A 23,699-nucleotide genomic window follows, 5' to 3' on the forward strand; every position below is an offset into this window, starting at 1 on the left:
CGGACGAGCCGAAAAACAATCAAGACATAAGACTCTTGCAAAAATGAGCGCAGCGACCCCAAACCACGATACCTACATCGTACGCCAACAGCCCATACAAACAGCTTTGCAAGAGACTCACCCCACAAACGAAAAAGCCCCGTCGCGAGACAGGGCTTTTCCAGCGATCGCGCAATTAAGCGGCGACTACGCTCACGTAACGACGACCGAAGGCGCCTTTTACTTCGAACTTGATCACGCCTTCGACTTTAGCGAAGAGGGTGTGATCTTTACCCATGCCAACGCCGTAGCCAGCGTGGAATTGGGTGCCGCGCTGACGCACGATGATGTTGCCTGCTTTGATAGCCTGGCCGCCATACATCTTCACGCCAAGGCGTTTGGCTTCTGAGTCGCGACCGTTACGGGTACTACCACCAGCTTTTTTGTGTGCCATGAGTTCAATTCTCCTAGTGAGGAATTAGGCTGAAATTAAGCCTGAATACCGGTGATTTTGATCTCGGTGTACCACTGGCGGTGGCCCATACGCTTCATGTGGTGCTTACGACGACGGAACTTGATGATGCGGACTTTATCGTGACGACCTTGGGAGATCACTTCAGCCACAACGGTAGCGCCAGCAACAACTGGAGCGCCGATATTCACGTCGTCACCGTTGGCAACCAACAGAACGCGATCAAAGGTAACGGATTCGCCGGTAGCGATTTCCAGTTTTTCGATCTTCAGGTATTCACCTGGGGCGACTTTGTACTGCTTGCCGCCAGTAACGATTACTGCATAAGACATGGTATTTCTCCGATAATCCTGCTCACCCAGCTCTTTATAAGAAGAGGTATTGGCTGGCATGGCTGCATGGGGCTGGAGGCCCACTTGCAATTGCGTAAGGCAGGTGCTGCCCAGGAAGTTCAGGGTGCGCGATTGTACGCAAGGCACGAGCGCCTTGCAAGGGGCCGTCCATCGCGCCTTGACACCTGCTGGCGTGGGTCCTAGCATGCCGCGCAACCCTTCTGGAGCAACTGTCGCTGATGCAACCCCAAGCTTTCTACCGCGCGGTGGCGGACGATTTTAGCGCCGTCGACGGCATCATCAAGAAGCAGCTGACTTCCCGAGTGCCGCTGGTATCGAAAATCGGCGACTACATCACCTCGGCCGGCGGCAAACGCCTGCGTCCCTTATTGGTGTTGCTGTGTGGCAAGGCCCTTGGTCGCGAAGGCGACGAGCTGCGCCTGCTGGCCGCCACCATCGAGTTCCTGCACACCGCGACCCTGCTGCATGACGACGTGGTCGACATGTCCGGCATGCGCCGCGGCCGTTCGACCGCCAACGCCATGTGGGGCAACGCGCCAAGCGTGCTGGTCGGTGACTTCCTGTATTCACGTTCCTTCGAAATGATGGTCGAACTGGGCTCCATGCCAGTGATGAAGATCCTTTCGCAAGCGACGCGCATCATCGCTGAAGGCGAAGTGCTGCAGTTGTCGAAGGTACGTGACGCCAGCACCACCGAAGAAACCTACATGGAAGTCATCCGCGGCAAGACCGCGATGCTCTTCGAAGCCTCGACCCACAGTGCCGCGGCCCTGTGCCAAGCCACGCCGGAACAGGCCGAAGCCCTGCGTACATTCGGTGATCACCTGGGCGTGGCCTTCCAGCTGGTCGACGACCTGCTCGATTACAAAGGCGACGCCGAAACCCTGGGCAAGAACGTCGGTGACGATCTGGCCGAAGGGAAACCGACCCTGCCGCTGATCTACACCATGCGCGAAGGCACGCCGGAACAGGCCGCCCTGGTGCGCAAGGCGATCCAGAAAGGCGGAATCGAAGACCTGGAAAGCATCCGCGAAGCCGTGGAAGCCTCGGGCTCGCTGGATTACACCGCACAACTGGCCCGTGACTACGTGGCACGTGCGATCAAGTGCCTCGACGCGCTGCCTGCCAGCGAATACCGCGATGCACTGGTTGAACTGAGCGAGTTCGCGGTCGCGCGTACGCACTGACCCGCTTTTCGTAGGAGCCGGCTTGCTGGCGATCGCATCACCGGAGTGTTCCTGACACACCGAGGCGCATGCATCGCTAGCAAGCCAGCTCCTACAGTCCCACCTCCTTGCGATAAAACCCTATATAATGTGCGCTTTTAGTGATCCTGAATCCAAGGAGCCTTAGTGAGCACGTTGCCACCCTGCCCGAAATGCAATTCCGAATACACCTATGAAGACGGCGCCCAACTGATCTGCCCCGAGTGCGCTCACGAATGGTCCGCCAGCGGCGAAGCCGAAGCGGTGTCCGATGACGCGGTGAAAAAGGATTCGGTCGGTAACATCCTGCAGGACGGCGATACCATCACCGTGATCAAGGACCTCAAGGTCAAGGGCACGTCTTTGGTGGTCAAGGTGGGCACCAAGGTCAAGAACATCCGCCTGTGCGATGGCGATCACGACATCGACTGCAAGATCGACGGCATTGGCCCAATGAAACTCAAGTCCGAGTTCGTCAGAAAAGTCTGAGCCTGCTGTTTTCCATCCCGCGCCCGGCGTGGGATGGCACCACTCCCTCCCCGCTTCCCCCAGTAAATCCTCGCAATAGCCAAACGCCAGTCGATTTGACCTGACGCAATCTTCACCTGAAAAAAAGCGCAAACCGCCAATAGGTCCTTGCTATTTGATGAATAAGAATTATTCTCATCAAACCTTCAATGGAGATGAGAACCATGACTTATTTGATCGATGCCTGGTTGGACCGCCCACACCCTTACCTCAGGATCCTGCATCGGGAAACCGGGGAAGTCTGTGCCGTACTGGAAGAGGAAGCCTTGAACGAGCTGCAGGACCAGGGTGATCTGGACGTCAGTGGCCTGAGCTCCAGCGAACCGGTAGTACTCAAGGAGCTGGTGCGTAATCTGTTTCTGTTCTGCTATGCCCGGGCGTTGCGCCCGTCGCACGATCTGAACCATAAGATCGAGATATGAGAAACGCTACAAACCTTGTAGGAGCGAGCTTGCTCGCGAAAAACTCCAAGACACCGCGTTCATTCAGAATGGCCGCGTAATCGTTGACGCCCATCGCGAGCAAGCTCGCTCCTACAGGTACAGGTAAATCAGCGGGTATTACAGAACGTCGAGCAGCTCGACGTCGAACACCAGTACGCTGTGCGGCGGGATGCCGCCAACGCCTTGAGCGCCGTAAGCCAGTTCGCTCGGCACGTACAGGCGCCATTTGCTGCCGGCATTCATCAGTTGCAGGGCTTCGGTCCAGCCGGCGATCACGCCGCCAACCGGGAACTCTGCTGGCTGGCCGCGCTCGTAGGAGCTGTCGAACACAGTGCCGTCGATCAGGGTGCCGTGGTAGTGGGTACGCACGGTGTCTTCACGGGATGGCTTGGCGCCTTCGCCAGCAGTCAGAACTTCGAACTGCAGGCCGGAAGCCAGAGTGGTGATGCCTTCACGCTTGGCGTTTTCAGCCAGGAAAGCCAGGCCTTCGCCAGCGGCCGCTTCAGCCTTGGCTGCAGCTTCGGCCTGCATGATTTCGCGGATGACCTTGAAGCTGGCGGACATCTCTTCCTGACCCACACGGCTTGGCTTACCGGCAAATGCGTCGGTCAGACCGGCCAGGATCGCGTCCAGGCTTACGCCCGGTGGCGGGTTGTCGCGCAGTTGGTCGCCCAGCTGACGGCCAATACCGTAGCTGACGCGGGTTTCGTCGGTGGACAGATTTACTTCGGACATGACACTGCTCCGCTGTGCGGACGGCTCGGGAACTTGCCATGCGTGCACAGCGCGTCCCGGAGCGCCCGGAACCAAAAGGGCCAGCAGACTAGCACAGATGTCATGCCATTGATGAGGGGCGTCAGGCGATCGGCACCTTCAGGTTTTCCTCAATATCGGCAACCAGGCCGCACATTTCGTCATGCACGACCGTGTGCACAAGGTTGAAGTGCAACTTGGGAAAGGAGCGCAGCACATCACGGGCATGCTCCACCGAACGCAGGCTCATCGTGTGTCCGTGCGTATCGTTCAATGGATGCGCCGCGCCATGCATCCGCGCCTCCAGCAGGTAGATGCCCCCCTCCATAGAGATCAGGTTCAGCTCATCGACCTTCCCGGCGACGGCATACGCATTCAACTCTTGCAGGGTCATGAACGCACCTCACGCAGTGGCGAGCCAACATACTTACAGGGATAGGCCTCGGCGCATCAAAGCACAAGCCACAAACGACGCCGCCCGTCTGTTTGCACCCTGTGGGAGCGCGGCTTGCCCGCGATGGCGTCACCACGGTTCAGCGTCAGACCGCGTCGATACCATCGCGGGCAAGCCACGCTCCCACAAAGGAAGTTGCACTCAGTGCTTGGTGACTTTATCCAGGTAACCCATGGCAAATGCCGAGACCACGAAGGTCATGTGGATGATCACGTACCACTGCAGGTGTTCAGGGTCGACGTTCTTGGCGTCCATGAAGATGCGCAGCAGGTGAATGGACGAAATTGCCACGATCGACGCCGCCACCTTCATCTTCAGCGACGAAGAGTCCATGGTGCCCAGCCAGTTGAGCTTTTCCTTGCTGTCATCGATATCCAGTTGCGAGACGAAGTTCTCGTAGCCGGAAATCATCACCATCACCAGCAAACCGCCCACCAGGGCCATGTCGATCAGTGACAGCAGCACCAGGATCAAGTCCGACTCGGCCATCGAGAAGACGTTCGGGATGACGTGGAAGACTTCCTGGAAGAACTTCAGTGCCAGCGCCAGCAGCCCGAGGGACAGGCCGAAATAGATCGGCGCCAACAGCCAGCGCGAGGCGTACATTGCATTTTCGATAAAGCGTTCCATTGAATCTCACATGTGGACTGGAAATGGCCGCGAGTATAACAGCGCCTCGTTACCGCCAGAAACCGTCGAAAAATCCGCCACCTGCGCCTGTGTTTCAAAGTTTTTCTGCTAGTGTCCAAATCATTGACCGCTCAGTGGTATCGGACAGGAAGACTGGAAATGGATGTGCGATTGCCTTTAACGAGTGCCGGAATTTGCCTGGCGCTGCTGCTAAGCGGCTGCTCACCCAGCGATGAAAAACGCCAGGTCAGCCTCGAAGAAAAAACCGCGCAGTTCGAAAAGTCGCTGGATGCCATTCAGGATCCAAAACTCAAGGATGCCGTGTCGGAGTTGGGCGGCTCACTGCTGCTGCTCGAACGCGCGCAACTCAAGCTCGACAGCAAACCGGTGGAAACCGAATACGGCGAAGACGCCCTCGCCATGCTCAAGCACTACCCGACCCCGCAGGCCCTGGTCGATACCTATATCAATGGGTTGTTCGTGCTGCAAAAGGACTCCAGTTCCGACTACCTGACCGATCTGCAACCGGTGTTTCCGTTCACGTTCAGCGTTCCTGCCGCGTTTTTGTTTCCCCACGGACTGGAATGGCAGTCGGTCACCCTGAGCAATAAACGCGTGATTCCCTTCCAGCCGGAATGGTCGGAAACCGACCCCGGCATCCAGCTGAGCCCTTCGAGCTCCAACCTGACCAACCCCGATGACCTGACCGTGGCCTACCCCTTCATCGAAGGCCTCGACATCGACAGAAAGCAGCAGCCACAACCGGTGACCCTGCAAGGCAAAGTCGAGGTCATCGCGCCACGCCGCCTCTACAGCTTCGACCTGACGAAAAAGGACGTAGGCCAGACCCGCACCAATGACAACCTGAGCGTCACCCTGCTCACTTTGACGAACAACTACGCGGAAATCGAATACAACAACAGCGCGCCGCTGGCCCCCGAAGTCAGAGAAGCACCGCTGAACCCGCTGATCGTCCAGGCCAGGGACAGCACCGGGCAATTCATCGCGCGCGCCGGCTCAATCAATGAAACCGCGGTACAAATTGCCTTCTATCAGCAGCAGCTGGCCAAGATGCAACAGCAAAAGAGCTGGAGCGAGCCCCTGGAAAAACAGCTCGACGAAGAACAACGCAACTTTGAGAAACAGCAAGCTCGACATTACTCGAAGGTGTACTTCAACGGGACGATCGAAACCCTCGAAGTGAGCATCCTGGATTTTTCCGCCGCCACGGTCACCCGCAAGGACCTCGACCTGCCGATCTGGCGCTTCGATGCCGAGACTGCGAACAAGTCTGTCCAGCCCCTGAACCCGCACGTAGTGGTGTATGACGACCAGGCGGCGACTTGGCTGAAAGGGGCAACGCTGAGTGAGGACCAACTGAAAAAGAACGTCAACATCAGTCAATCGGTCGACGATCCCAGCGCTGCGCGAATCGAATTCACTCACCTGCGCAGCTTCAACGATGAACTGCTCGGCACATCGTTCAACCCCGGGGAAAGTCCGGTGAGTTTCTTCACCGAAGACACTCGCGGCAAACGCGACGAGCCGATCGAGCTGCCGCCCGAGGCGTACCAGATCGACCCCCTGCGCGGCACCATCACTTATGATCTGAACCTGTTTCCGGAAACGCCAGCCTACGCGGTGGGCTCGATGCCGTTGTTCCTGGCCACGGTCGAGCAAAAAACCGTCGATGCCCGCCAACTGCCCAAGGGCCTCGAGCTCAAGGACAACGCGCTGGTGGTGGACCTGAAGGCGTATCCCGCCCAGGACTGGCGTTTCTTCGCCAAGGACGACAGCGGCAGTTACTTGAAGGAAATTCTATCGGTCAGCCATGGCGCGAGCGCACAAGGTCCGGCGCAGTTTGCCGTGCACTACTTCTACGGGCAGCCTACGCGCCTGGAAACCTATCAGCGCACTGACCTCGCCACCGTGCAATATGGTTTCGAGGTCAAACTCGACAAGGCCGATATGACGCACCTTGATCAATAGTGCGACTCAGTGCTCTGGGTGAAACTCGAAGCCGCCCATGTTCCGGCAGCGCCCCCCGTTGATTTCCCGCAGCTGGGCTTGCAGGTGCAGGCACCAGATTTGCGGATCGTCGGCCAACTCGTAGCCATGCAAGGTCAGGCTTTCAACGATGGTTTCGAGGATTGATTCAGCGACGATTGGACCGTGAAACGGGCCTTGGGCCTTGATGGCCGAAGGTTGTTCGCCGGCCATTCCGGCGGCGAAGAGCAGAGTCCACATGCCCGTATCTCCCGCCAATGGGCGGATGGCACATTCGATACGGGTCACAAGGCCCAGGCATTGACGGGTGAGACAGAGGTTGCGCGACATGGCGGCGACCCTCGGTAGATCCGGTATTCAGCCCCCGCGGGAAGGCTGTTTCGATCCTGTGATTACTGTCGATATCCTTGAGCAGAGAATAGAAGAAAAGTCTGGCTTGCAGGCCGAGCGGAGACCGAAAGGCGCCGAATGGTCATAGTGTGAATATTGACGCCATTTCGACGACGCTTTTCCGCTGCTCACACAAACAAATGTGGGAGCGGGCTTGCTCGCGAAAGCAGTGTGTCATGCAACTTTGATGTCGACTGACACGACGCCTTCGCGAGCAAGCCCGCTCCCACATGGGTTACTGCATCAAGCTGGTTTGGTTTCTGCCAAAGCCTCCTGCGCCAACTCCTTCTCGGCTTCTTTCAGATCATCTTCACTGATCATTTCCGCGATAACCCGCAGGCGCTCCACAACCCGCGCGTTCACGCTGCCGTCAGGGAACTCGCCATTTTCGTCCGGCTCGCCGGCCGGCTCGCCCACCAGCAAACTCAAGGCTTCGTCGGCCTGACGGACCGCGTACACATGGAACTGCCCCGCACGCACGGCCGCCAGCACTTTCTCGTCGAGCATCAGCGTGGCGACGTTGGCATGAGGAATGATCGCCCCCTGCTCGCCAGTCAAACCGCGGGCTTCGCACAGACGGAAGAAGCCCTCGATCTTCTCGTTGACTCCGCCGACTGCCTGTACTTCGCCAAACTGGTTGATCGAACCGGTGATGGCAAAGCACTGCTTGAGCGGGGTTTTCGACAAGGCCGAAATCAGGGTGCAGGCCTCGCCCAGGGAAGCACTGTCGCCATCGACATAACCGTAGGATTGCTCCAGGGCGATGCTCGCGGAAATCGCCAGCGGGAATTCCTGGGCGTAGCGGCTGCCCAGATACCCCGTGAGGATCATCACCCCCTTGGAGTGGATCGGCTGGCCGAGGTTGACCTCACGCTCGATGTCAACGATACCGCTGCCGCCCGGGTACACCGTGGCGGAAATTCGCGCCGGCACACCGAAGGCCGAGTCGCCGACTTCCAGCACGGTCAAGCCATTGCACTTGCCGACCGCCGCGCCATCGGTGTCGATCAGGATGATCCCGGCCAGCATGTCGTCGAGAATCCGCGCCGAAACCCGTCCGGTCCGCGTGGCCTTGGCCTTGAGTGCACGCTCGATGTGCCCGGCGTCGGTCATTTCATCGCCAGCCAGGTGACGGATGAAGTCTGCCTCGCTAACCAGTTGGAACAAGTCACCGATACGCGCCGACAAGCGCCCCTGGTGCTCGGCCAGGCGCGCACTGTAGGTGGCCAGGCGCGCCACCGCATCGGCGGTCAGCGGTGCCATGCCTTCTTCGGAAGTACGGGTCTTGAGCAACTGGGCGAACTGCTCCAGGCTCTCGTCGACCATCGGGATGTCTTCGTCGAAATCCACCAGGACGCGGAACATCTCCTGGAAGTCCGGATCGAGGTCTTGCAGCGTGTAATACAGCTGGCGGGCACCGATGATGACGACTTTGACCTGCAACGGAATGTGTTGCGGTGTCAGGGTCACGGTGGCCAGACGGCCCAGTTCACCGAGCGGCGACTCCATTTTCAGCTTGCGTGATTGCAGGGCGCGTTTCAGTGCGTCCCACACGAACGGCTCGCTGAGCATTTTGTCCGCTTCAAGGATCAGGAAGCCGCCGTTGGCCCGGTGCAAGGCACCCGGCCGCAGTTGGCGGTAGGTGGTGTACAGCGCGCCCTGATCGGTGCTGTATTCGATACGACCGAAAAGGTTTTCGTAGGTCGGGTGCGGCTCGAACACCACTGGCGCACCGCCGCTGGCCGAGTGACCGACCACCAGGCTCGGCGCGTATTGTTCTTCCAGCAACTTGCGGGCGACAGCGTCGGTCTTGCTGTCGTCCACCAGTTGCTCGACCACGGTCTTGAGCAAGTACACCTGCATGGCTTGCAGATAACCGCAGACCGCCGCGTTCTCGGCGTATTTCTCCGAGAGTGGCGACAACAATGGCTGCAAGGCCAGGGTGATGGTTTCTTCGTTCAGATGACGCAGTTGGTTGCTCGACTCACGCTTCCATTGCGGCAGGCTGGCGAGCTCTTCATTCAGGCGCTCCTCCAGTGCCGAAATATCCTCGTGAAAGCGTTCGCGCTCGGCTTCCGGCAACTGGGCGAACTCAGCCTCGTCCAACGCCTTGCCGTCGCCCATCGGGGTGAAGGCGATATTGCTGGCGTCGCGGTAGAGCGCGACGTCCTTTTCCAGCGCCAGACGCTCGATGACGTCCAGGGCCTTGTCGTAGCGCTGGTTGAAGGCGCGGTCGATGCTGCTTTTCTTCTGCTGGTAGGACGGATGCTCGAAAACTGCCGGAAACGTCGCCAGCAGGTTGTCGATCAAGCCGTTGATGTCAGCGATGAAGGCACCGGCGGTGCCCGACGGCAGCTCCAGCGCGCGCGGCTCGCGAGGTTCATCGAAATTGTTGACGTAGACCCAGTCCGCCGGGGTCTGCAGGCGCTTGCCTTCGGCCTTGAGGTAGCGTTTGACGAACGAGAACCGGCCAGTGCCGGGCTCGCCCATGACGAATACGTTGTAACCGGGGCGTGGCATGGCCACACCGAACTGCAAGGCTTCGACCGCACGTTCCTGGCCAAGCACACCGCGAAAGGGCTCCAGATCATTGGTGGTAGAGAAGCTGAACTGTTCAGCGGAAAACGGACGGGTCAGCGCTTCGGGCGCTAGACGCAAGCTGGCAGCAACAGGATCAGGCATCGGGCTTCCTTACAATCAGGCGGGGCAGATGGCAGCATTCTGGCGCTGCCCATGCCCGACTGGCAAGGAGCGCCGCAGGCCTGAGCATAGTCAATCCGCCAACCCCAGGCGGGCCGGGCTTGCGCCGTCGTTCCCCATGAATGTTTTGCAAAAAATCACGGAACCCCGTGATCGTGCCTAAACTCCAAACTGCGCGGCTGGACTAATGCCCGGCCCACTGGCACCGGAACGGGCCAGACTCCCTTGTCTATTGGTATGCACATAAAGAGAATAAAGCTATGAAACGGATTCTTCTTGGTACTCTCTTCACCGCTGTATCCATCAATGCCATGGCGCAAGCGCCTGGCGGCCCGGATTGCGGTTGGGGCAACATGCTGTTCGAAGGCCAGCGTGGTACTCCAGCTCACTTCCTGGCATCCACCACCAACGGCACTTCCGGCAACGCAACCTTCGGTATGACCTCCGGCACCAACGGCTGCGCAACCAATGCGGCGCTGACCTATGGCGGCAAATCCTGGTTTGCCATGAATGGCATGATGAACGAGCTGTCCGAAGACATGGCCAAAGGTCAGGGCGAAGCGCTGACCACCTATGCCGTGGTATTGGGCGTGGCGCCGGAAGACCGTGCGCACTTCGCCGCCGTCACTCACGAGCACTTCCAGCAGATCTTCAGCAAGGCTGACGTGACTGCCGAAGATGTGCATACCAACACCCTGGCCGTGCTCAAAGCCGACCCTCGTCTGGCCAAGTACGCAACTCAAGCTTAAGCTCGACCCGCCCCGCTTCTTTCGGGAAGCGGGTTTTGTTTTTTTGGTGATGCCTGCGTACTGTAGGAGCTGGCTTGCCAGCGATGGTCGTTAACGATGACGCGTGTCTACTGGATAAACGCGGCGCCTTAGAGACCATCGCTGGCAAGCCAGCTCCTACAGGGGGAAGCATCAACCGCGCCGGTCTTCATTTTTTTTCAAGTTAAGTTGCCATTTATGCTCAAACGCCTTGCCTGGCTGGCGCTGTGTGTCTGCGCCCCGCTGTCCGCCGCGCCTCATATCGACCCTCAACGTTTGCAGCAACTGGCCAACGACCCTTTCTGGATATCCCTGGGCCATTACGAGACCGCCAAGCTCGGCGGCTGGCGCAGCTATGTCAGCGATCCGAAATTCTTTCTCGCCGCTGACGGCAATGAACACCCGGACCATGAACTGGCGGCGACCGTACAAGCCCTGTACGCCCCGGACAGTGCCGGTGAACAACACGCTCAATGCGTCTACCCGGCCCGCACCCGCTGGCTCAAAGAGCAACTCGGCCTGACCGGCCTGCCGACGCCGGACTGCGCCGAGTTCAAGCAATGGTTCAAGGACGTCTCGCCCGACAGCGCGGTGATGATCTTCCCGGCAGCCTATCTGAATAGCCCGTCCTCGATGTTCGGCCACACCCTGCTGCGCATCGACCAGGCCGGTGTAAAGAACGACAAGACTTCGCTGCTCAGCTACGCCATCAACTTCGGCGCCTACATCGAGGGTTCGGACAACAGCATCCTCTATGCCTGGAAAGGCCTGATGGGCGGTTATCCCGGCCTGTTCGCACTGGTGCCCTATCAGGAAAAACTCTCGGAATACCGCAGCCTGGAAAACCGCGACCTGTGGGAATACCGGCTGAACCTGACGCAACAGGAAACCGCGCGCATGGTCGAGCACGTCTGGGAGCTGAAGCAGATCAAGTTCGATTACTTCTTCTTCGACGAAAACTGCTCATACCGCTTGCTGGAACTGTTGCAAGTGGCCCGTCCAAGCCTGCGCCTGACCGAGCAATTCCCGCTCACGGCCATTCCCACCGACACCGTCAAGGCCGTGAAAGAGGCCGGGCTGGTGGAGTCGATCCAGTATCGTCCCTCCCGGGAACGCGAGTTGCTCAGTCGCGCTGAGCCGTTGAACCCTGAAGAGCAGCAATGGGTGCTGAAAATCAGCGCCGATCAGAAACAATTGCAAGATCCTGCGTTCAAGACGCAACCCCGCGACCGCCAGGCGCTGATCATCGATGCGGCCTATCGCCTGGAGCGCTACCGCGCCAACGGTCAGGAACGCGACCCGGCGCGCGCCCAGCGCAGCTTCGAACTGCTGCGGGCGATCAACCAGAACCCGGCACCGGAACTGGACATCCCGCAACCCGGCCTGCCTGAAGACGGCCACGAGTCCCGAACCTGGCAGCTCGGCCTCGGCACCCGTGGCGATAAAGCCTTTGGCGAGTACGGCTTGCGCATGGCTTATCACGACCTCAATGACAACAACGAAAGCTTTCCCCTTGGCGCGCAGATCGAAATCCTGCAATTGAAACTGCGCCAGTACGAAGGCAATGACTGGCAAGTGCAGCAACTGGATCTGGCGACCATTCGCTCCCTGACCCCGCGTAACGAATTGCTGCAACCGCTGTCATGGCAAGTCACCGGTGGCCTGGAGCGGGTGCCGGGCAAGCACGATGACCAGACCCTGGTCAGCCACGTCAACGGCGGTGGTGGCGGAACCTGGCAACTGGGCGATGACATGCTCGGTTTTGCCTTGGGCACGGTGCGTATCGAGCACAACAACGACTTCGCCGCATTCGTCGCGCCAGCCGCCGGTTTCAACAGCGGTGTGCTGTGGAAGAACCCGCTGGGTAACTTGAGCCTGGAAGCCAAAGGCGATTTCTTCACCAATGGCGAAGTGCGCCGTAGCCTGAGCCTGCATCAGCAGTGGGAAATATCGCGCAATCTCGGTCTGCGCTTGAGCGCGCAACGCGAGTTCAGCCATTTGGCCACGGCCGAGAACGAAGTGATGCTTGAGCTGAAGTGGTATCACTACTGACCCTGTGGGAGCGGGCTTGCTCGCGAATGCGCAGTGTCAGTCGCCATTGATGTCACTGACACATTGCCTTCGCGAGCAAGCCCGCTCCCACAGGGGTTATGTAGCGCTCGACAAAATACGGACACAGCTTTCACAACCACCCGACAAATCCACTTCTAGACTTTCCTTAACAGCCGCGTATCGGCTTGGGAGAGTGAGATGTGGCGGTGTGCAGGATGGTTGGGTGTGCTGTTGCTGATCGCAGGTTGCCAGTCAACCCACGATGACTTGCTCGCCAAAGGTTATCCGCCCGCCTTCGCCGATGGCTTCGATGACGGTTGCAGCAGCGGTCGGCAGGCCGCCGGGGCGATCTCCGGCGAGTTCCGCAAAAACGTCCCGCGTTACCTCAAGGACCCAATGTACGCCGAAGGCTGGAGCGATGGCTTTCGCCAGTGCCAGGCCATGCGCGACAACCAGGACCGCGGGGATGGGCGCAACAGCCATCTGGAGGAACGGGACAAAGCCTGGCAGCAGCAGAAGGATCAGGACGCCGCACGGGCTTATCACTCGCCGTAAGTCGCTTTCAGACATCCAGTGAAACCAAATGCCTGCGACCATGGCCCAAACCCTATACCGGGAGAATTCCATGAGCCGTGCCTTCGTCAATGAAGATAACGCCGCCGCGCAAGCCGATCAGCCTGTCGAACGGCAGGTCAGCGCGCAGCCCAATTACGTCACGCCACAAGGCCTGGACCTGCTAAAGGGTAAAGTCGCCGAACTGCAAACCCTGCATGCCGAGCAATCGGCAAAAGGCGAGCAGGCGGACAAACAGCGCCTGGTCGATCTCGAACGTGATTTGCGTTACTTCAAGCAGCGCCTGGGCAGCGCTCAGGTCGTACTTGCTGCGACCTCGACCGAGAAAGTGCAGATCGGCAGTTGGGTGACTTACGCCGACGAACACGCCACCGAACGCCGGGTACAGCTGGTGGGCGAGGATCAGGCCGATGCCGCTCACGGCCTGATCAATTGGGGTTCACCGCTGGGTCGGGCACTGCTCGGCGCACGACTCAACGACGAAGTGCTGTGGCTGCGCCCCGCCGGGGATCAACAGATTGAAGTGATCCGCATCGAGCCGAGTTAAACGACGCCCTGGGCCAGCATCGCATCGGCGACTTTCACGAAGCCGGCGATGTTCGCGCCTTTAACGTAATTGACCCGGCCGCTCTCCTCACCGTAATGCACGCAAGCGTGGTGAATCGACTGGATGATGGCGTGCAACTTGCTGTCCACTTCGCCAGCGGTCCACGCCAGGCGCATGGCGTTCTGCGACATCTCCAGCCCGCTCACCGCCACACCGCCCGCGTTGGAGGCCTTGCCCGGCGCGAACAGAATGTCGGCCTCGATGAACAGGTCCACCGCCTCAAGGGTGGTCGGCATGTTCGCGCCTTCCGCAACACAGATGCAGCCGTTGCGCAGCAAGGCGCGGGCGGCTTCGGCATCCAGTTCGTTTTGCGTCGCGCAGGGCAGCGCGATGTCGCAACTCAGGCTCCATGGCAGCTGACCAGCGCGGAATTCCAGGCCAAAACGGCCGGCCAGTTCACTGATGCGCCCGCGCTGGACGTTTTTCAGTTCCAGCACCGCTTGCCATTGCTCCTCGGTCAAACCGCTTTCGCAGTACAGCGTACCTTCGGAATCAGACAGCGAAATCACTTTGCCGCCCAGGTCCATGACCTTGCGCGCGGCGTATTGCGCGACGTTACCCGAACCGGAAATCGCCACGCGCTTGCCCTCGACCGCCAAACCACGACGCTTGAGCATTTCTTCGGCGAAGTACACGCAACCAAAACCGGTGGCTTCCGGGCGAATCAGGCTGCCGCCGTAGCTCGGGCCCTTGCCGGTCAACACGCTGGTGAACTGGTTGCTCAGGCGCTTGTACTGGCCGAACAGAAAGCCGATCTCACGAGCACCGACGCCGATATCACCGGCCGGCACATCAACATCCGCACCGATATGACGGTACAACTCGCTCATGAAAGCCTGGCAGAAACGCATGACTTCAGCGTCGCTTTTGCCTTTGGGGTCGAAGTCCGAACCACCCTTGCCACCGCCCATTGGCAGCGAAGTCAGGGAGTTCTTGAAGGTCTGCTCGAAGGCAAGGAACTTCAGAACGCCCATGTTCACCGAAGGATGGAAACGCAAGCCACCCTTGTAGGGGCCAATGGCGCTGTTCATCTGGATGCGGAAACCGCGGTTGACCTGGACCTTGCCGTGATCGTCGACCCACGACACGCGAAACACCACCGCCCGCTCAGGCTCGCAGATGCGCTCCAGGATGCCTGAGTTCAGGTAATGCGGATTGGCCTCAAGAAACGGCCACAGACTGCGCAGAACTTCTTCGACGGCCTGGTGGAATTCGGGTTGATCCGGGTCGCGTTTTTTCAGGCGCGCAAGGAAGGACTCGACAGATTCGATCATGGAAAAGTCTCGGCAAATTTATTGTCGTTGGAGGAGATTGAGCCGGACTGTAACAAACGATTCGCGCACAGGAACAGAGCAAAATGTCGCATTCATGAAATTAAATGGTGCACAGGATATAAATTAATCTGTTTTTTGACCATTTTTGCACCTGAATAGGGATTCACCATTCGAGTATTGCACCATCAGGAACACCGCCTTCGCGAGCAAGCCCGCTCCCACAGGGGATCTTCTGTTGAATTGAGATTTGTGCCTTTCACAAAACCCTGTGGGAACGGGCTCGCTCGCGAATGGCGCGACTCGGTGTCATTGAAAAAACACAGGCAAAAAAAACGGAGCCCGAAGGCTCCGTTCTTTATGCAACCAACCCGAAATCAGGCCAGTTTCTTGTGCCGTACACGATGCGGCTGGGCAGCCGCTTCGCCGAGGCGCTTTTTACGGTCGGCTTCGTACTCGGTGTAGTTGCCTTCGAAGAACACTGCTTGCGAGTCGTCTTCGTACGCCAGGATGTGCGTCGCGACGCGGTCAAGGAACCACCGATCGTGAGAGATCACAATGGCGGCGCCCGGGAAGTCCAGCAGGGCTTCTTCCAGGGAACGCAGGGTTTCGACGTCGAGGTCGTTGGACGGTTCGTCGAGCAGCAGGACGTTGCCGCCCTCCTTCAGGGTCAGGGCCAGGTGCAAGCGACCGCGCTCACCACCGGACAGGTCCTTGACGAACTTCTGCTGATCGCCGCCCTTGAAGTTGAAGCGACCAACGTAGGTACGCGACGGGATCTCGTAGTTGCCGATGCGGATCTGGTCGGAACCGTCGGAGATCTGCTGGAACACGGTCTTGCTGCCATCCAGGTCTTCGCGGCTCTGGTCGACGCAAGCCAGCTGCACGGTTTCACCGACTTCGATGCTGCCCGAATCCGGCGTTTCCTTGCCCATCAACATGCGGAACAGGGTCGATTTACCGGCACCGTTACCGCCGATCACGCCGACGATGGCGCCTTTAGGCATGGAGAACGACAGGTTGTCGATCAGCACGCGATCGCCATAGCCCTTGGTGACGTTCTTGAATTCGATGACCTTGTCGCCCAGGCGTGGACCGGCCGGGATGTAGATCTCGTTGGTTTCGCTGCGCTTCTGGAATTCCTGCGATTGCATTTCTTCGAAGCGTTGCAGACGAGCCTTGGATTTCGACTGGCGGGCCTTGGCGCCTTTGCGCACCCACTCCAGTTCTTCCTTCATGGCCTTTTCGTGGGCCGACTGCTGCTTGGATTCGGCAGCCAGACGATCGGACTTGGCTTCCAGCCAACCCGAGTAGTTGCCCTCGTAAGGAATGCCCGCGCCGCGGTCGAGTTCCAGGATCCAGCCGGCAACGTTGTCCAGGAAGTAACGGTCGTGCGTGATCGCGACCACGGTGCCCGGGAAGTCGTGCAGGAAGTGCTCGAGCCACGCAACGGAATCGGCGTCCAGGTGGTTGGTCGGTTCGTCGAGCAGCAGCATGTCCGGTGCGGACAGCAGCAGGCGGCACAAGGCCACACGACGCTTCTCACCACCGGAGAGGAATTCGACCTTGGCATCCCAGGCCGGCAGACGCAGCGCGTCGGCGGCGACTTCCAGTTGACGATCGAGGTTGTGGCCGTCGCTGGCTTGCAGGATCGCTTCGAGCTTGGCCTGTTCGGCAGCCAGTTTGTCGAAGTCGGCGTCTTCTTCAGCGTAGGCCGCGTAGACCTCGTCCAGCCGCGCCTGGGCGTTCTTGATCACGCTGACCGCTTCCTCGACCACTTCACGCACGGTCTTGGTCGGATCCAGTTGCGGTTCCTGCGGCAGGTAGCCGATGTTCAGCTCCGGCATCGGACGGGCTTCGCCCTCGAACTCGGTGTCGACGCCAGCCATGATTTTCAACAGCGTGGACTTACCCGAACCGTTGAGGCCGAGCACGCCGATCTTGGCGCCGGGGAAGAAGGACAGAGAAATGTTTTTCAGGATTTCCCGCTTCGGCGGAACAACTTTGCCCAGCCGATGCATGGTGAATACGTATTGAGCCATGGAGAACCTAGGGTCAGTGACAGATGAATGATTGGAGCGCAGGCAATGCCCGGCCAGACCGTGCGCGTCGCTCGCTTGAGGCTATCAATACGTGCGCGCTGAAAAAGTCTGAGTCTAGGAGCTGGAACGCTCCCGCGTAACCGGCAAAGCTACCTTAATGACAGATGGCAGTCCAGCCGACGGGCAGGGGCTGGCACTTCGCCACAACTCAAGGCATGCTAGCCGCCCTTCGGGCGTCCGGCTTATAGTGCACGTCGCGCCAGTCCAGCCAAACCGCAGGATGACAGCTTGTCCAATGTTCCTCCGCCACTGACTTCCAGCGCGCCGGCCACAGCGCCCGGCTCGCCCCTGCGCGGGACCTTGAAGGGCACATTGGCGACACTCGTGTTGTTACTGCTGGCCCTGCTGTTCTGGCAGTTGCTCGACCAGTTGCGCGAAACCCAGAAAAACCAGCGCCAGTACACCATCGACTACACCGCCGACCTGGCCGCGCAGGTCAGCCTGAACATGGCGCTCAACGCGCAGATCGCCCTCAATCTGTTGCCGATCGTCGAGCAACCGCAGGGCGCCGATGAAATGCAGGCCCTGCTGCGCAAGCTGCAACAGTCGCTGCCTGATCTGCGCAGCCTGGCGTTGCTCAGCCCATCGGGAAGAGTCATCAGTGACAGCGCCCCCGAAAACGATGACAGCGACTACCTGGTCGAACTGGTGCGCCGCAGCCACTCCCAGGCGCACTACTTCAGCAATGGCACCGATGGCTCCGTGGTGCATTTATTGTTGCATCAGGCCAGCGGCAGTTCCCGAGGCTATTGGGCCTTGCGCCTGACACCCACCTTCTTTTCGTCCCTGACCAAGCAAAGCGAGGCCGGTGGCCGCCCGATGTGGCTGGTGGAGAACCGCATCAATCATCAGATCATCAGCCGCGACGAAGCGCAGCCCGCGATCAATCCGGGCACGCTGACCGAGGACGATATCGCCAACAGTGTGCTGACGGTTCCGTTGAGCAGCAGCGACTGGCAACTGCGTGGCTTGTTCGACCGTCAACACGTGCTGGAAGAGCTGCTGCCGGCGTTCATCGGCAAATGCCTGCTGGGCCTGGCGTTTTCCATGCTGCCATTCCTCGCCTTGCTGAACATGCGCCGGCGTCAGCGCCAATTGAATGAAGGGCGTCGACGTTACCAGGACATTTTCGAAGGCACCGGCGTGGCCCTGTGCGTCCTCGACATGTCCGGGCTCAAGAACATGTTCGACAAGGCGCAATTGCAGGACAGTGAGCAACTGAAAACATGGCTGGCGGTTGCGGGACAACGTCGGCAACTGTTGCAGGAACTGCGGGTCACCGAAGTCAACCAGGTCGCGCTGCAACTGCTTAATGTCGATAACGCCGACAAGGCCTGGAAACTCCTGATCGACGGCAACCCGCAGGACGGCACCGCCATCGGCAAACAGGTACTCGACGCGGTACTCAACCAGCAGCAACAGCTTGAGCTGGAAATCAAACTGCAGGATGCCAGCGGTCGCGACCAGCACCTGTGGCTGGTGCTGCGCCTGCCGCAAACCCAGGACGACTATAAAGCGGTGATCCTGAGCATCACCGACATCACCAGCCGCAAGCTCATCGAGCTGTCATTGCTGGAGCGCGAAGGGTTCTGGTCAGATGTGGTGCGCACGGTACCGGATCATCTGTATGTGCAGGATGTGATCAGCCAGCGCATGATCTTCAGCAACCACCATCTGGGCCAGACCCTGGGCTACAACCGCACCGAGCTGCACCAGATGGGCGAATACTTCTGGGAAATCCTCCTGCACCCCGAAGACGCCGACTATTACCATCGTTCCCGCCAGGTCCAGCGCCAGGCCGGTTATCGCCAGTTGATGCAGTGCCAGTTGCGTTTCCGCCATCGCGACGGCCAGTGGCGACGCTTCGAGATTCGCGAGCAGGCACTGGCGCGGGACAAGGACGACCAGGTCACTCGGATCATCGGCGTGGCCAAGGACATCACCGACCAGATCGAAGCCAGCGAATCGCTGCGTGACAGCGAGCAGCGCTACCGGATGCTCGCAGAAAGCATCAGCGACGTGATTTTCTCCACCGACAGCCGCCTCAACCTCAATTACGTCAGCCCTTCGGTGCAAGCCGTGTTGGGCTACGACGCCGAATGGATTTTCCAGAACGGCTGGCAATCGACCATCGCCAACCCGCAACAACTGACCGGCATCTATCACCTGATGGATCGGGTCAGCAAGGCGCTGGATCAGCCTGACCAACTGGCGCTGTTACGCAGCCAGGTGCAAACCCAGTTGTTCCTGTTCGACTGCCTGCGGGCCGACGGGCGCAAGATTCCGATCGAATTGCGCCTGGTGCTGGTCTGGGACGAGCACGGGACATTCGAAGGCGTGCTGGGCGTCGGTCGCGACATCAGCCAGCAACGCCGGGCCGAAAAAGACTTGCGCATGGCCGCCACGGTATTCGAACACTCGACCTCGGCGATCCTGATCACCGACCCGGCCGGCTACATCGTCCAGGCCAACGAAGCCTTCAGCCGTGTCAGCGGTTATGCCGTGGAGCAGGTGCTCGACCAGTTGCCGAACATGCTGACCGTCGACGACCAGCAGGAAGCCCATCTGCGTTACGTACTCAAACAATTGGGCCAGCACAGCACCTGGGAAGGCGAAGTCTGGCTCAAGCGTCGTAACGGCGAGCATTACCCGGCCTGGGTCGGGATCACCGCCGTGCTCGACGATGAAGGCGACCTGGCCAGTTATGTGTGTTTCTTCAGCGACATCAGCGAACGCAAGGCCAGCGAGCAGCGGATTCACCGCCTCGCCTACTACGACGCCCTGACCCACCTGCCTAACCGCACGCTGTTCCAGGATCGCCTGCACACGGCACTGCAATCGGCCGAGCGGCAGAAGTCGTGGGTGGTGCTGATGTTCCTCGATCTCGATCGCTTCAAGCCGATCAACGACTCCCTGGGCCACGCCGCCGGCGACCGCATGCTCAAGGAAATGGCCACGCGCCTGCTCGGTTGCGTCGACGATGACGACACCGTGGCGCGCATGGGCGGCGACGAGTTCACTTTGCTCCTGCAACCGCGAGCCAACCGCGAAATCGCCCTGAACCGGGCCATTCATGTGGCCGAACAGATTCTCGCCAGTCTGGTGAAACCGTTCGTACTCGAAGGCCGCGAGTTCTTTGTCACGGCCAGTATCGGCATCGCCCTGAGCCCGCAGGACGGCAACGAGCTCAGCCAGTTGATGAAGAACGCCGACACGGCGATGTACCACGCCAAGGAGCGTGGCAAGAACAACTTCCAGTTCTATCAGGCGGACATGAACGCCAGCGCCCTGGAGCGGCTGGAACTGGAAAGCGACTTGCGCCACGCCCTGGAACAGAACGAATTCGTGCTGTATTACCAGCCGCAATTCAGTGGCGATGGCAAACGTTTGACCGGCGCCGAGGCACTGCTGCGCTGGCGTCATCCACGCCGCGGGCTGGTGCCGCCGGGGGACTTCATACCGGTGCTCGAAGAGCTCGGTCTGGTGGTGGATGTCGGCGACTGGGTGATCAGCGAAGCCTGCCGCCAACTCAAGGCTTGGCATCAGGCCAGGGTACGGGTGCCGAAGGTGTCGGTGAACATCTCGGCGCGGCAGTTCTCCGATGGCCAGCTCGGCACGCGAATCGCCACCATCCTCAGGGAAACCGGCCTGCCGCCGGCGTGCCTGGAGCTGGAACTGACCGAAAGTATCCTGATGCGCGAAGTCAGCGAGGCGATGCAGATCCTCGACGGCCTGAAAAACCTCGGCCTGAGCATTGCCGTCGACGACTTCGGTACCGGTTATTCATCGCTCAACTACCTCAAGCAATTCCCGATCGACGTACTGAAGATCGACCGCACCTTCGTCGATGGCCTGCCATCCGGAGAACAGGATGCGCAGATCGCCCGGGCGATCATCGCCATGGCCCACAGCCTCAATCTGGCGGTGATCGCCGAGGGTGTGGAAACCCAAGAGCAGCTGGACTTCCTGAGGGAGCACGGTTGCGACGAGGTGCAGGGTTACCTGTTCGGGCGGCCGATGCCGGCGGGGCGGTTCGAGGGGCAGTTCAGCAATGATGCGCTCTTTATGTTCGATTGAAGCGTTGCGCTGAGTTTGCTGACCTCTTCGCGAGCAAGCCCGCTCCCACAGGGGATAGCATTTCAAATGTGGGAGCGGGCTTGCTCGCGAAGGGGCCACCACAGACACCGCATATCAGGTCATGAAGCCCACTTGTCTGCGACATGATGCCGTTTCATATGCCTTCCAAAACCCGTTGGGGTAGAATGCCCCCCTTTTCCGCCCCCGATCCTTGAGGACCGCCATGTTCAGCCGTGATTTGACTATTGCCAAGTACGACGCCGATCTCTTTGCCGCCATGGAGCAAGAAGCTCAGCGCCAGGAAGAGCACATTGAGCTGATCGCTTCGGAAAACTACACCAGCCCTGCGGTGATGGAAGCTCAAGGCTCGGTACTGACCAACAAGTACGCCGAAGGCTACCCGGGCAAGCGCTACTACGGTGGTTGCGAGTACGTAGATATCGTCGAGCAACTGGCGATCGATCGCGCCAAAGAGCTGTTCGGTGCCGACTACGCCAACGTTCAGCCGCACGCCGGCTCGCAAGCCAACAGCGCCGTTTACCTGGCCCTGCTGTCGGCTGGCGACACCATCCTGGGCATGAGCCTGGCCCACGGTGGTCACCTGACCCACGGCGCCAGCGTTTCGTCCTCCGGCAAGCTGTACAACGCCATCCAGTACGGCATCGACGCCAATGGCCTGATCGACTACGACGAAGTCGAGCGCCTGGCGGTTGAACACAAGCCAAAAATGATCGTGGCTGGTTTCTCTGCCTACTCGCAGATCCTCGACTTCCCGCGCTTCCGCGAAATCGCCGACAAGGTTGGCGCTTACCTGTTCGTCGACATGGCCCACGTGGCCGGCCTGGTCGCCGCTGGCGTCTACCCGAACCCGGTTCCATTCGCTGACGTCGTGACCACCACCACCCACAAGACCCTGCGCGGTCCACGTGGTGGCCTGATCCTGGCTCGCGCCAACGCCGACATCGAGAAGAAGCTGAACTCCGCGGTATTCCCGGGCGCCCAGGGTGGCCCGCTGGAACATGTGATCGCCGCTAAAGCGATCTGCTTCAAGGAAGCGCTGCAGCCTGAGTTCAAGACCTACCAGCAACAAGTGGTGAAAAACGCCCAGGCCATGGCCAGCGTGTTCATCGAGCGCGGCTTCGACGTGGTGTCGGGCGGTACTCAGAACCACCTGTTCCTGCTGTCGCTGATCAAGCAGGAAATCTCCGGTAAAGATGCTGACGCCGCTCTGGGCAAAGCGTTCATCACCGTGAACAAGAACTCCGTGCCAAACGACCCACGCTCCCCGTTCGTCACCTCCGGCCTGCGCTTCGGCACTCCGGCTGTGACCACTCGCGGCTTCAAGGAAGCAGAGTGCAAGGAACTGGCCGGCTGGATCTGCGACATCCTGGCAGATCTTTCCAACGAAGCGGTGATCGACGCCGTTCGTGAGAAGGTCAAGGCTATCTGCAAGAAGCTGCCGGTATACGGCGCTTAATAAGCCCCGCTAAATCACAGCTAAGAAAACCGGCACTTGTGCCGGTTTTTTTATGCCCGTCACTTACAACTTCCAAAACTGTAACTTCCTCACAGACAACAGCACCGAATAAAATTTAAAATTTTGCAACACACCGAAAATCCGGATTTTAACCCCTGATGATAGTCTCGTCCCTGACAAGCAACGAATAACCCGACTCGCTCACCACAAATACGAGGGTTATTCATACATCAAGGAAGAGACTAAAATCATGTTCACAGATCGAACTCAATCGTTCACCGCCCAACTTTTTGTCGATAACAAGCCTATTGCCACGGCTCGAAAGGTTATAAACAAACTTCTTGAAGAACCGGACACTGGAGAAGGCTGGCACGAGTTTCATCGTAACGCTCGCAAAGACGACCCACTGGAACTTAGCTACAGCGAAGGTGTAACACCCGAAACTTTCTACTTCGCCTATCATGACGATGTATACACCATCCGGATTAAAGGCGTTAATAGTCTTTACCAGGCAACGGCAAGCATGGAAGGTGCAGCTCGTAATTTGAGCATCTTCGAAGGAGATGACCCCACTTACTTCCGCATCATCAACAGCTCCGGCAATGTTGTAAAAATGGACGAAATTCCGGACGCAATCAGCGAAATCTATCTTTACGCCGGCCCACAACGTCGGCCAGTTAAGTCCTATTCCGGACCACCCAGCTTCCCGGTTCTGACCGATAATCCAAGCCGCATCGGGACCCCTCTGGTTTTCAAACTGAAAATCATTGAGCGCAACCCCAGTGATGCATCTTGGTTATAAGTACAAAACGCACGCAAGGAATTGTCGGTGCACTGTGTTCAATAAACCTCGCAACTT

Annotated in this window: 20 protein-coding genes; 11 read left to right on the forward strand and 9 right to left on the reverse strand. The window is 59.2% G+C overall.

The annotated features are described in order from the left end of the window. Nucleotides 1-175 precede the first annotated feature (175 nt). A complete protein-coding gene (rpmA, locus tag QMK54_RS26910) occupies nucleotides 176-433 on the reverse strand; it encodes a 50S ribosomal protein L27 (protein WP_003281574.1) in 258 nt (85 codons plus the stop codon). 35 nt (nucleotides 434-468) lie between these two features. Next, complete coding sequence (gene rplU / locus QMK54_RS26915) at nucleotides 469-783, reverse strand: 50S ribosomal protein L21 (protein ID WP_003176051.1); 315 nt, start codon at nucleotides 781-783, stop codon at nucleotides 469-471. Between the two features lie 239 nt (nucleotides 784-1,022). Between rplU and QMK54_RS26920 the strand changes: the two genes are divergently transcribed. The 3 genes from QMK54_RS26920 to QMK54_RS26930 all read left to right on the forward strand — a co-directional run bounded on the left by QMK54_RS26920 (nucleotide 1,023) and on the right by QMK54_RS26930 (nucleotide 2,959). After that, nucleotides 1,023-1,991, forward strand: coding sequence for a polyprenyl synthetase family protein (locus tag QMK54_RS26920; protein ID WP_110659070.1), 969 nt, complete (start codon nucleotides 1,023-1,025; stop codon nucleotides 1,989-1,991). A gap of 165 nt (nucleotides 1,992-2,156) precedes the next feature. Next, complete coding sequence (locus QMK54_RS26925) at nucleotides 2,157-2,498, forward strand: zinc ribbon domain-containing protein YjdM (RefSeq protein WP_110659068.1); 342 nt, start codon at nucleotides 2,157-2,159, stop codon at nucleotides 2,496-2,498. Nucleotides 2,499-2,701: 203 nt separating this feature from the next. Further along, entirely contained in the window at nucleotides 2,702-2,959 is a 258-nt protein-coding gene (locus QMK54_RS26930; protein ID WP_110659066.1) for a hypothetical protein, read from the forward strand. 138 nt (nucleotides 2,960-3,097) lie between these two features. Here the strand turns inward: QMK54_RS26930 and QMK54_RS26940 are convergent, their stop codons facing one another. The 3 genes from QMK54_RS26940 to QMK54_RS26950 form a co-directional block, all read right to left on the reverse strand. Continuing rightward, nucleotides 3,098-3,715, reverse strand: a complete 618-nt coding sequence (locus tag QMK54_RS26940; RefSeq protein WP_007970907.1) for an FKBP-type peptidyl-prolyl cis-trans isomerase — start codon at nucleotides 3,713-3,715, stop codon at nucleotides 3,098-3,100. 121 nt (nucleotides 3,716-3,836) lie between these two features. Then, entirely contained in the window at nucleotides 3,837-4,127 is a 291-nt protein-coding gene (locus QMK54_RS26945) for a DUF6482 family protein (protein ID WP_110659062.1), read from the reverse strand. A 201-nt stretch (nucleotides 4,128-4,328) separates the two neighbouring features. Next, nucleotides 4,329-4,817: a TIGR00645 family protein gene (locus tag QMK54_RS26950; protein ID WP_007970904.1), complete on the reverse strand. Its 489-nt coding sequence runs from the start codon at nucleotides 4,815-4,817 to the stop codon at nucleotides 4,329-4,331. A gap of 159 nt (nucleotides 4,818-4,976) precedes the next feature. Between QMK54_RS26950 and QMK54_RS26955 the strand changes: the two genes are divergently transcribed. Beyond that, the gene (locus tag QMK54_RS26955; protein WP_320401605.1) at nucleotides 4,977-6,806 is read left to right on the forward strand and encodes a hypothetical protein; all 1,830 of its coding nucleotides are present in this window, start codon (nucleotides 4,977-4,979) and stop codon (nucleotides 6,804-6,806) included. Nucleotides 6,807-6,812: 6 nt separating this feature from the next. On the opposite strand, the gene QMK54_RS26960 is transcribed toward QMK54_RS26955, so the two are convergent. Next, nucleotides 6,813-7,154, reverse strand: a complete 342-nt coding sequence (locus QMK54_RS26960; protein WP_320401606.1) for a hypothetical protein — start codon at nucleotides 7,152-7,154, stop codon at nucleotides 6,813-6,815. Nucleotides 7,155-7,457: 303 nt separating this feature from the next. Then, entirely contained in the window at nucleotides 7,458-9,896 is a 2,439-nt protein-coding gene (locus QMK54_RS26965; protein ID WP_320401607.1) for a Lon protease family protein, read from the reverse strand. A 278-nt stretch (nucleotides 9,897-10,174) separates the two neighbouring features. On the opposite strand from QMK54_RS26965, the gene QMK54_RS26970 reads away from it, so the two are divergent. From QMK54_RS26970 to QMK54_RS26985, 4 genes are all read left to right on the forward strand, one after another. Further along, a complete protein-coding gene (locus tag QMK54_RS26970; protein ID WP_102672634.1) occupies nucleotides 10,175-10,663 on the forward strand; it encodes a DUF3015 domain-containing protein in 489 nt (162 codons plus the stop codon). A 216-nt stretch (nucleotides 10,664-10,879) separates the two neighbouring features. Beyond that, nucleotides 10,880-12,733 carry a DUF4105 domain-containing protein gene (locus tag QMK54_RS26975; protein ID WP_320401608.1) on the forward strand — a complete coding sequence of 618 codons (1,854 nt, stop codon included), beginning with the start codon at nucleotides 10,880-10,882 and terminating at the stop codon, nucleotides 12,731-12,733. Nucleotides 12,734-12,931: 198 nt separating this feature from the next. Next, nucleotides 12,932-13,288 (forward strand): hypothetical protein, encoded by a 357-nt coding sequence (locus QMK54_RS26980; RefSeq protein WP_320401609.1) that lies wholly within the window; start codon nucleotides 12,932-12,934, stop codon nucleotides 13,286-13,288. 70 nt (nucleotides 13,289-13,358) lie between these two features. After that, entirely contained in the window at nucleotides 13,359-13,853 is a 495-nt protein-coding gene (locus QMK54_RS26985; RefSeq protein ID WP_110657107.1) for a GreA/GreB family elongation factor, read from the forward strand. Here QMK54_RS26985 and gdhA read toward each other — a convergent pair. Next, the gene (gene gdhA, locus QMK54_RS26990) at nucleotides 13,850-15,187 is read right to left on the reverse strand and encodes an NADP-specific glutamate dehydrogenase (RefSeq protein WP_110657109.1); all 1,338 of its coding nucleotides are present in this window, start codon (nucleotides 15,185-15,187) and stop codon (nucleotides 13,850-13,852) included. The genes QMK54_RS26985 and gdhA overlap by 4 nt on opposite strands. A 374-nt stretch (nucleotides 15,188-15,561) precedes the next feature. Further along, nucleotides 15,562-17,226, reverse strand: coding sequence for an energy-dependent translational throttle protein EttA (gene ettA, locus QMK54_RS26995; RefSeq protein WP_075948376.1), 1,665 nt, complete (start codon nucleotides 17,224-17,226; stop codon nucleotides 15,562-15,564). Nucleotides 17,227-17,514: 288 nt separating this feature from the next. On the opposite strand from ettA, the gene QMK54_RS27000 reads away from it, so the two are divergent. The 3 genes from QMK54_RS27000 to QMK54_RS27010 all read left to right on the forward strand — a co-directional run bounded on the left by QMK54_RS27000 (nucleotide 17,515) and on the right by QMK54_RS27010 (nucleotide 23,642). Continuing rightward, a complete protein-coding gene (locus QMK54_RS27000) occupies nucleotides 17,515-21,363 on the forward strand; it encodes an EAL domain-containing protein (RefSeq protein WP_320401610.1) in 3,849 nt (1,282 codons plus the stop codon). Between the two features lie 223 nt (nucleotides 21,364-21,586). Then, nucleotides 21,587-22,840: a serine hydroxymethyltransferase gene (gene glyA / locus QMK54_RS27005; RefSeq protein WP_110657115.1), complete on the forward strand. Its 1,254-nt coding sequence runs from the start codon at nucleotides 21,587-21,589 to the stop codon at nucleotides 22,838-22,840. Nucleotides 22,841-23,090: 250 nt separating this feature from the next. After that, complete coding sequence (locus QMK54_RS27010; protein WP_320401611.1) at nucleotides 23,091-23,642, forward strand: hypothetical protein; 552 nt, start codon at nucleotides 23,091-23,093, stop codon at nucleotides 23,640-23,642. Nucleotides 23,643-23,699: the final 57 nt, after the last annotated feature.

It is taken from the genome of Pseudomonas sp. P5_109 (genome assembly GCF_034009455.1).
Lineage (GTDB): Bacteria > Pseudomonadota > Gammaproteobacteria > Pseudomonadales > Pseudomonadaceae > Aquipseudomonas.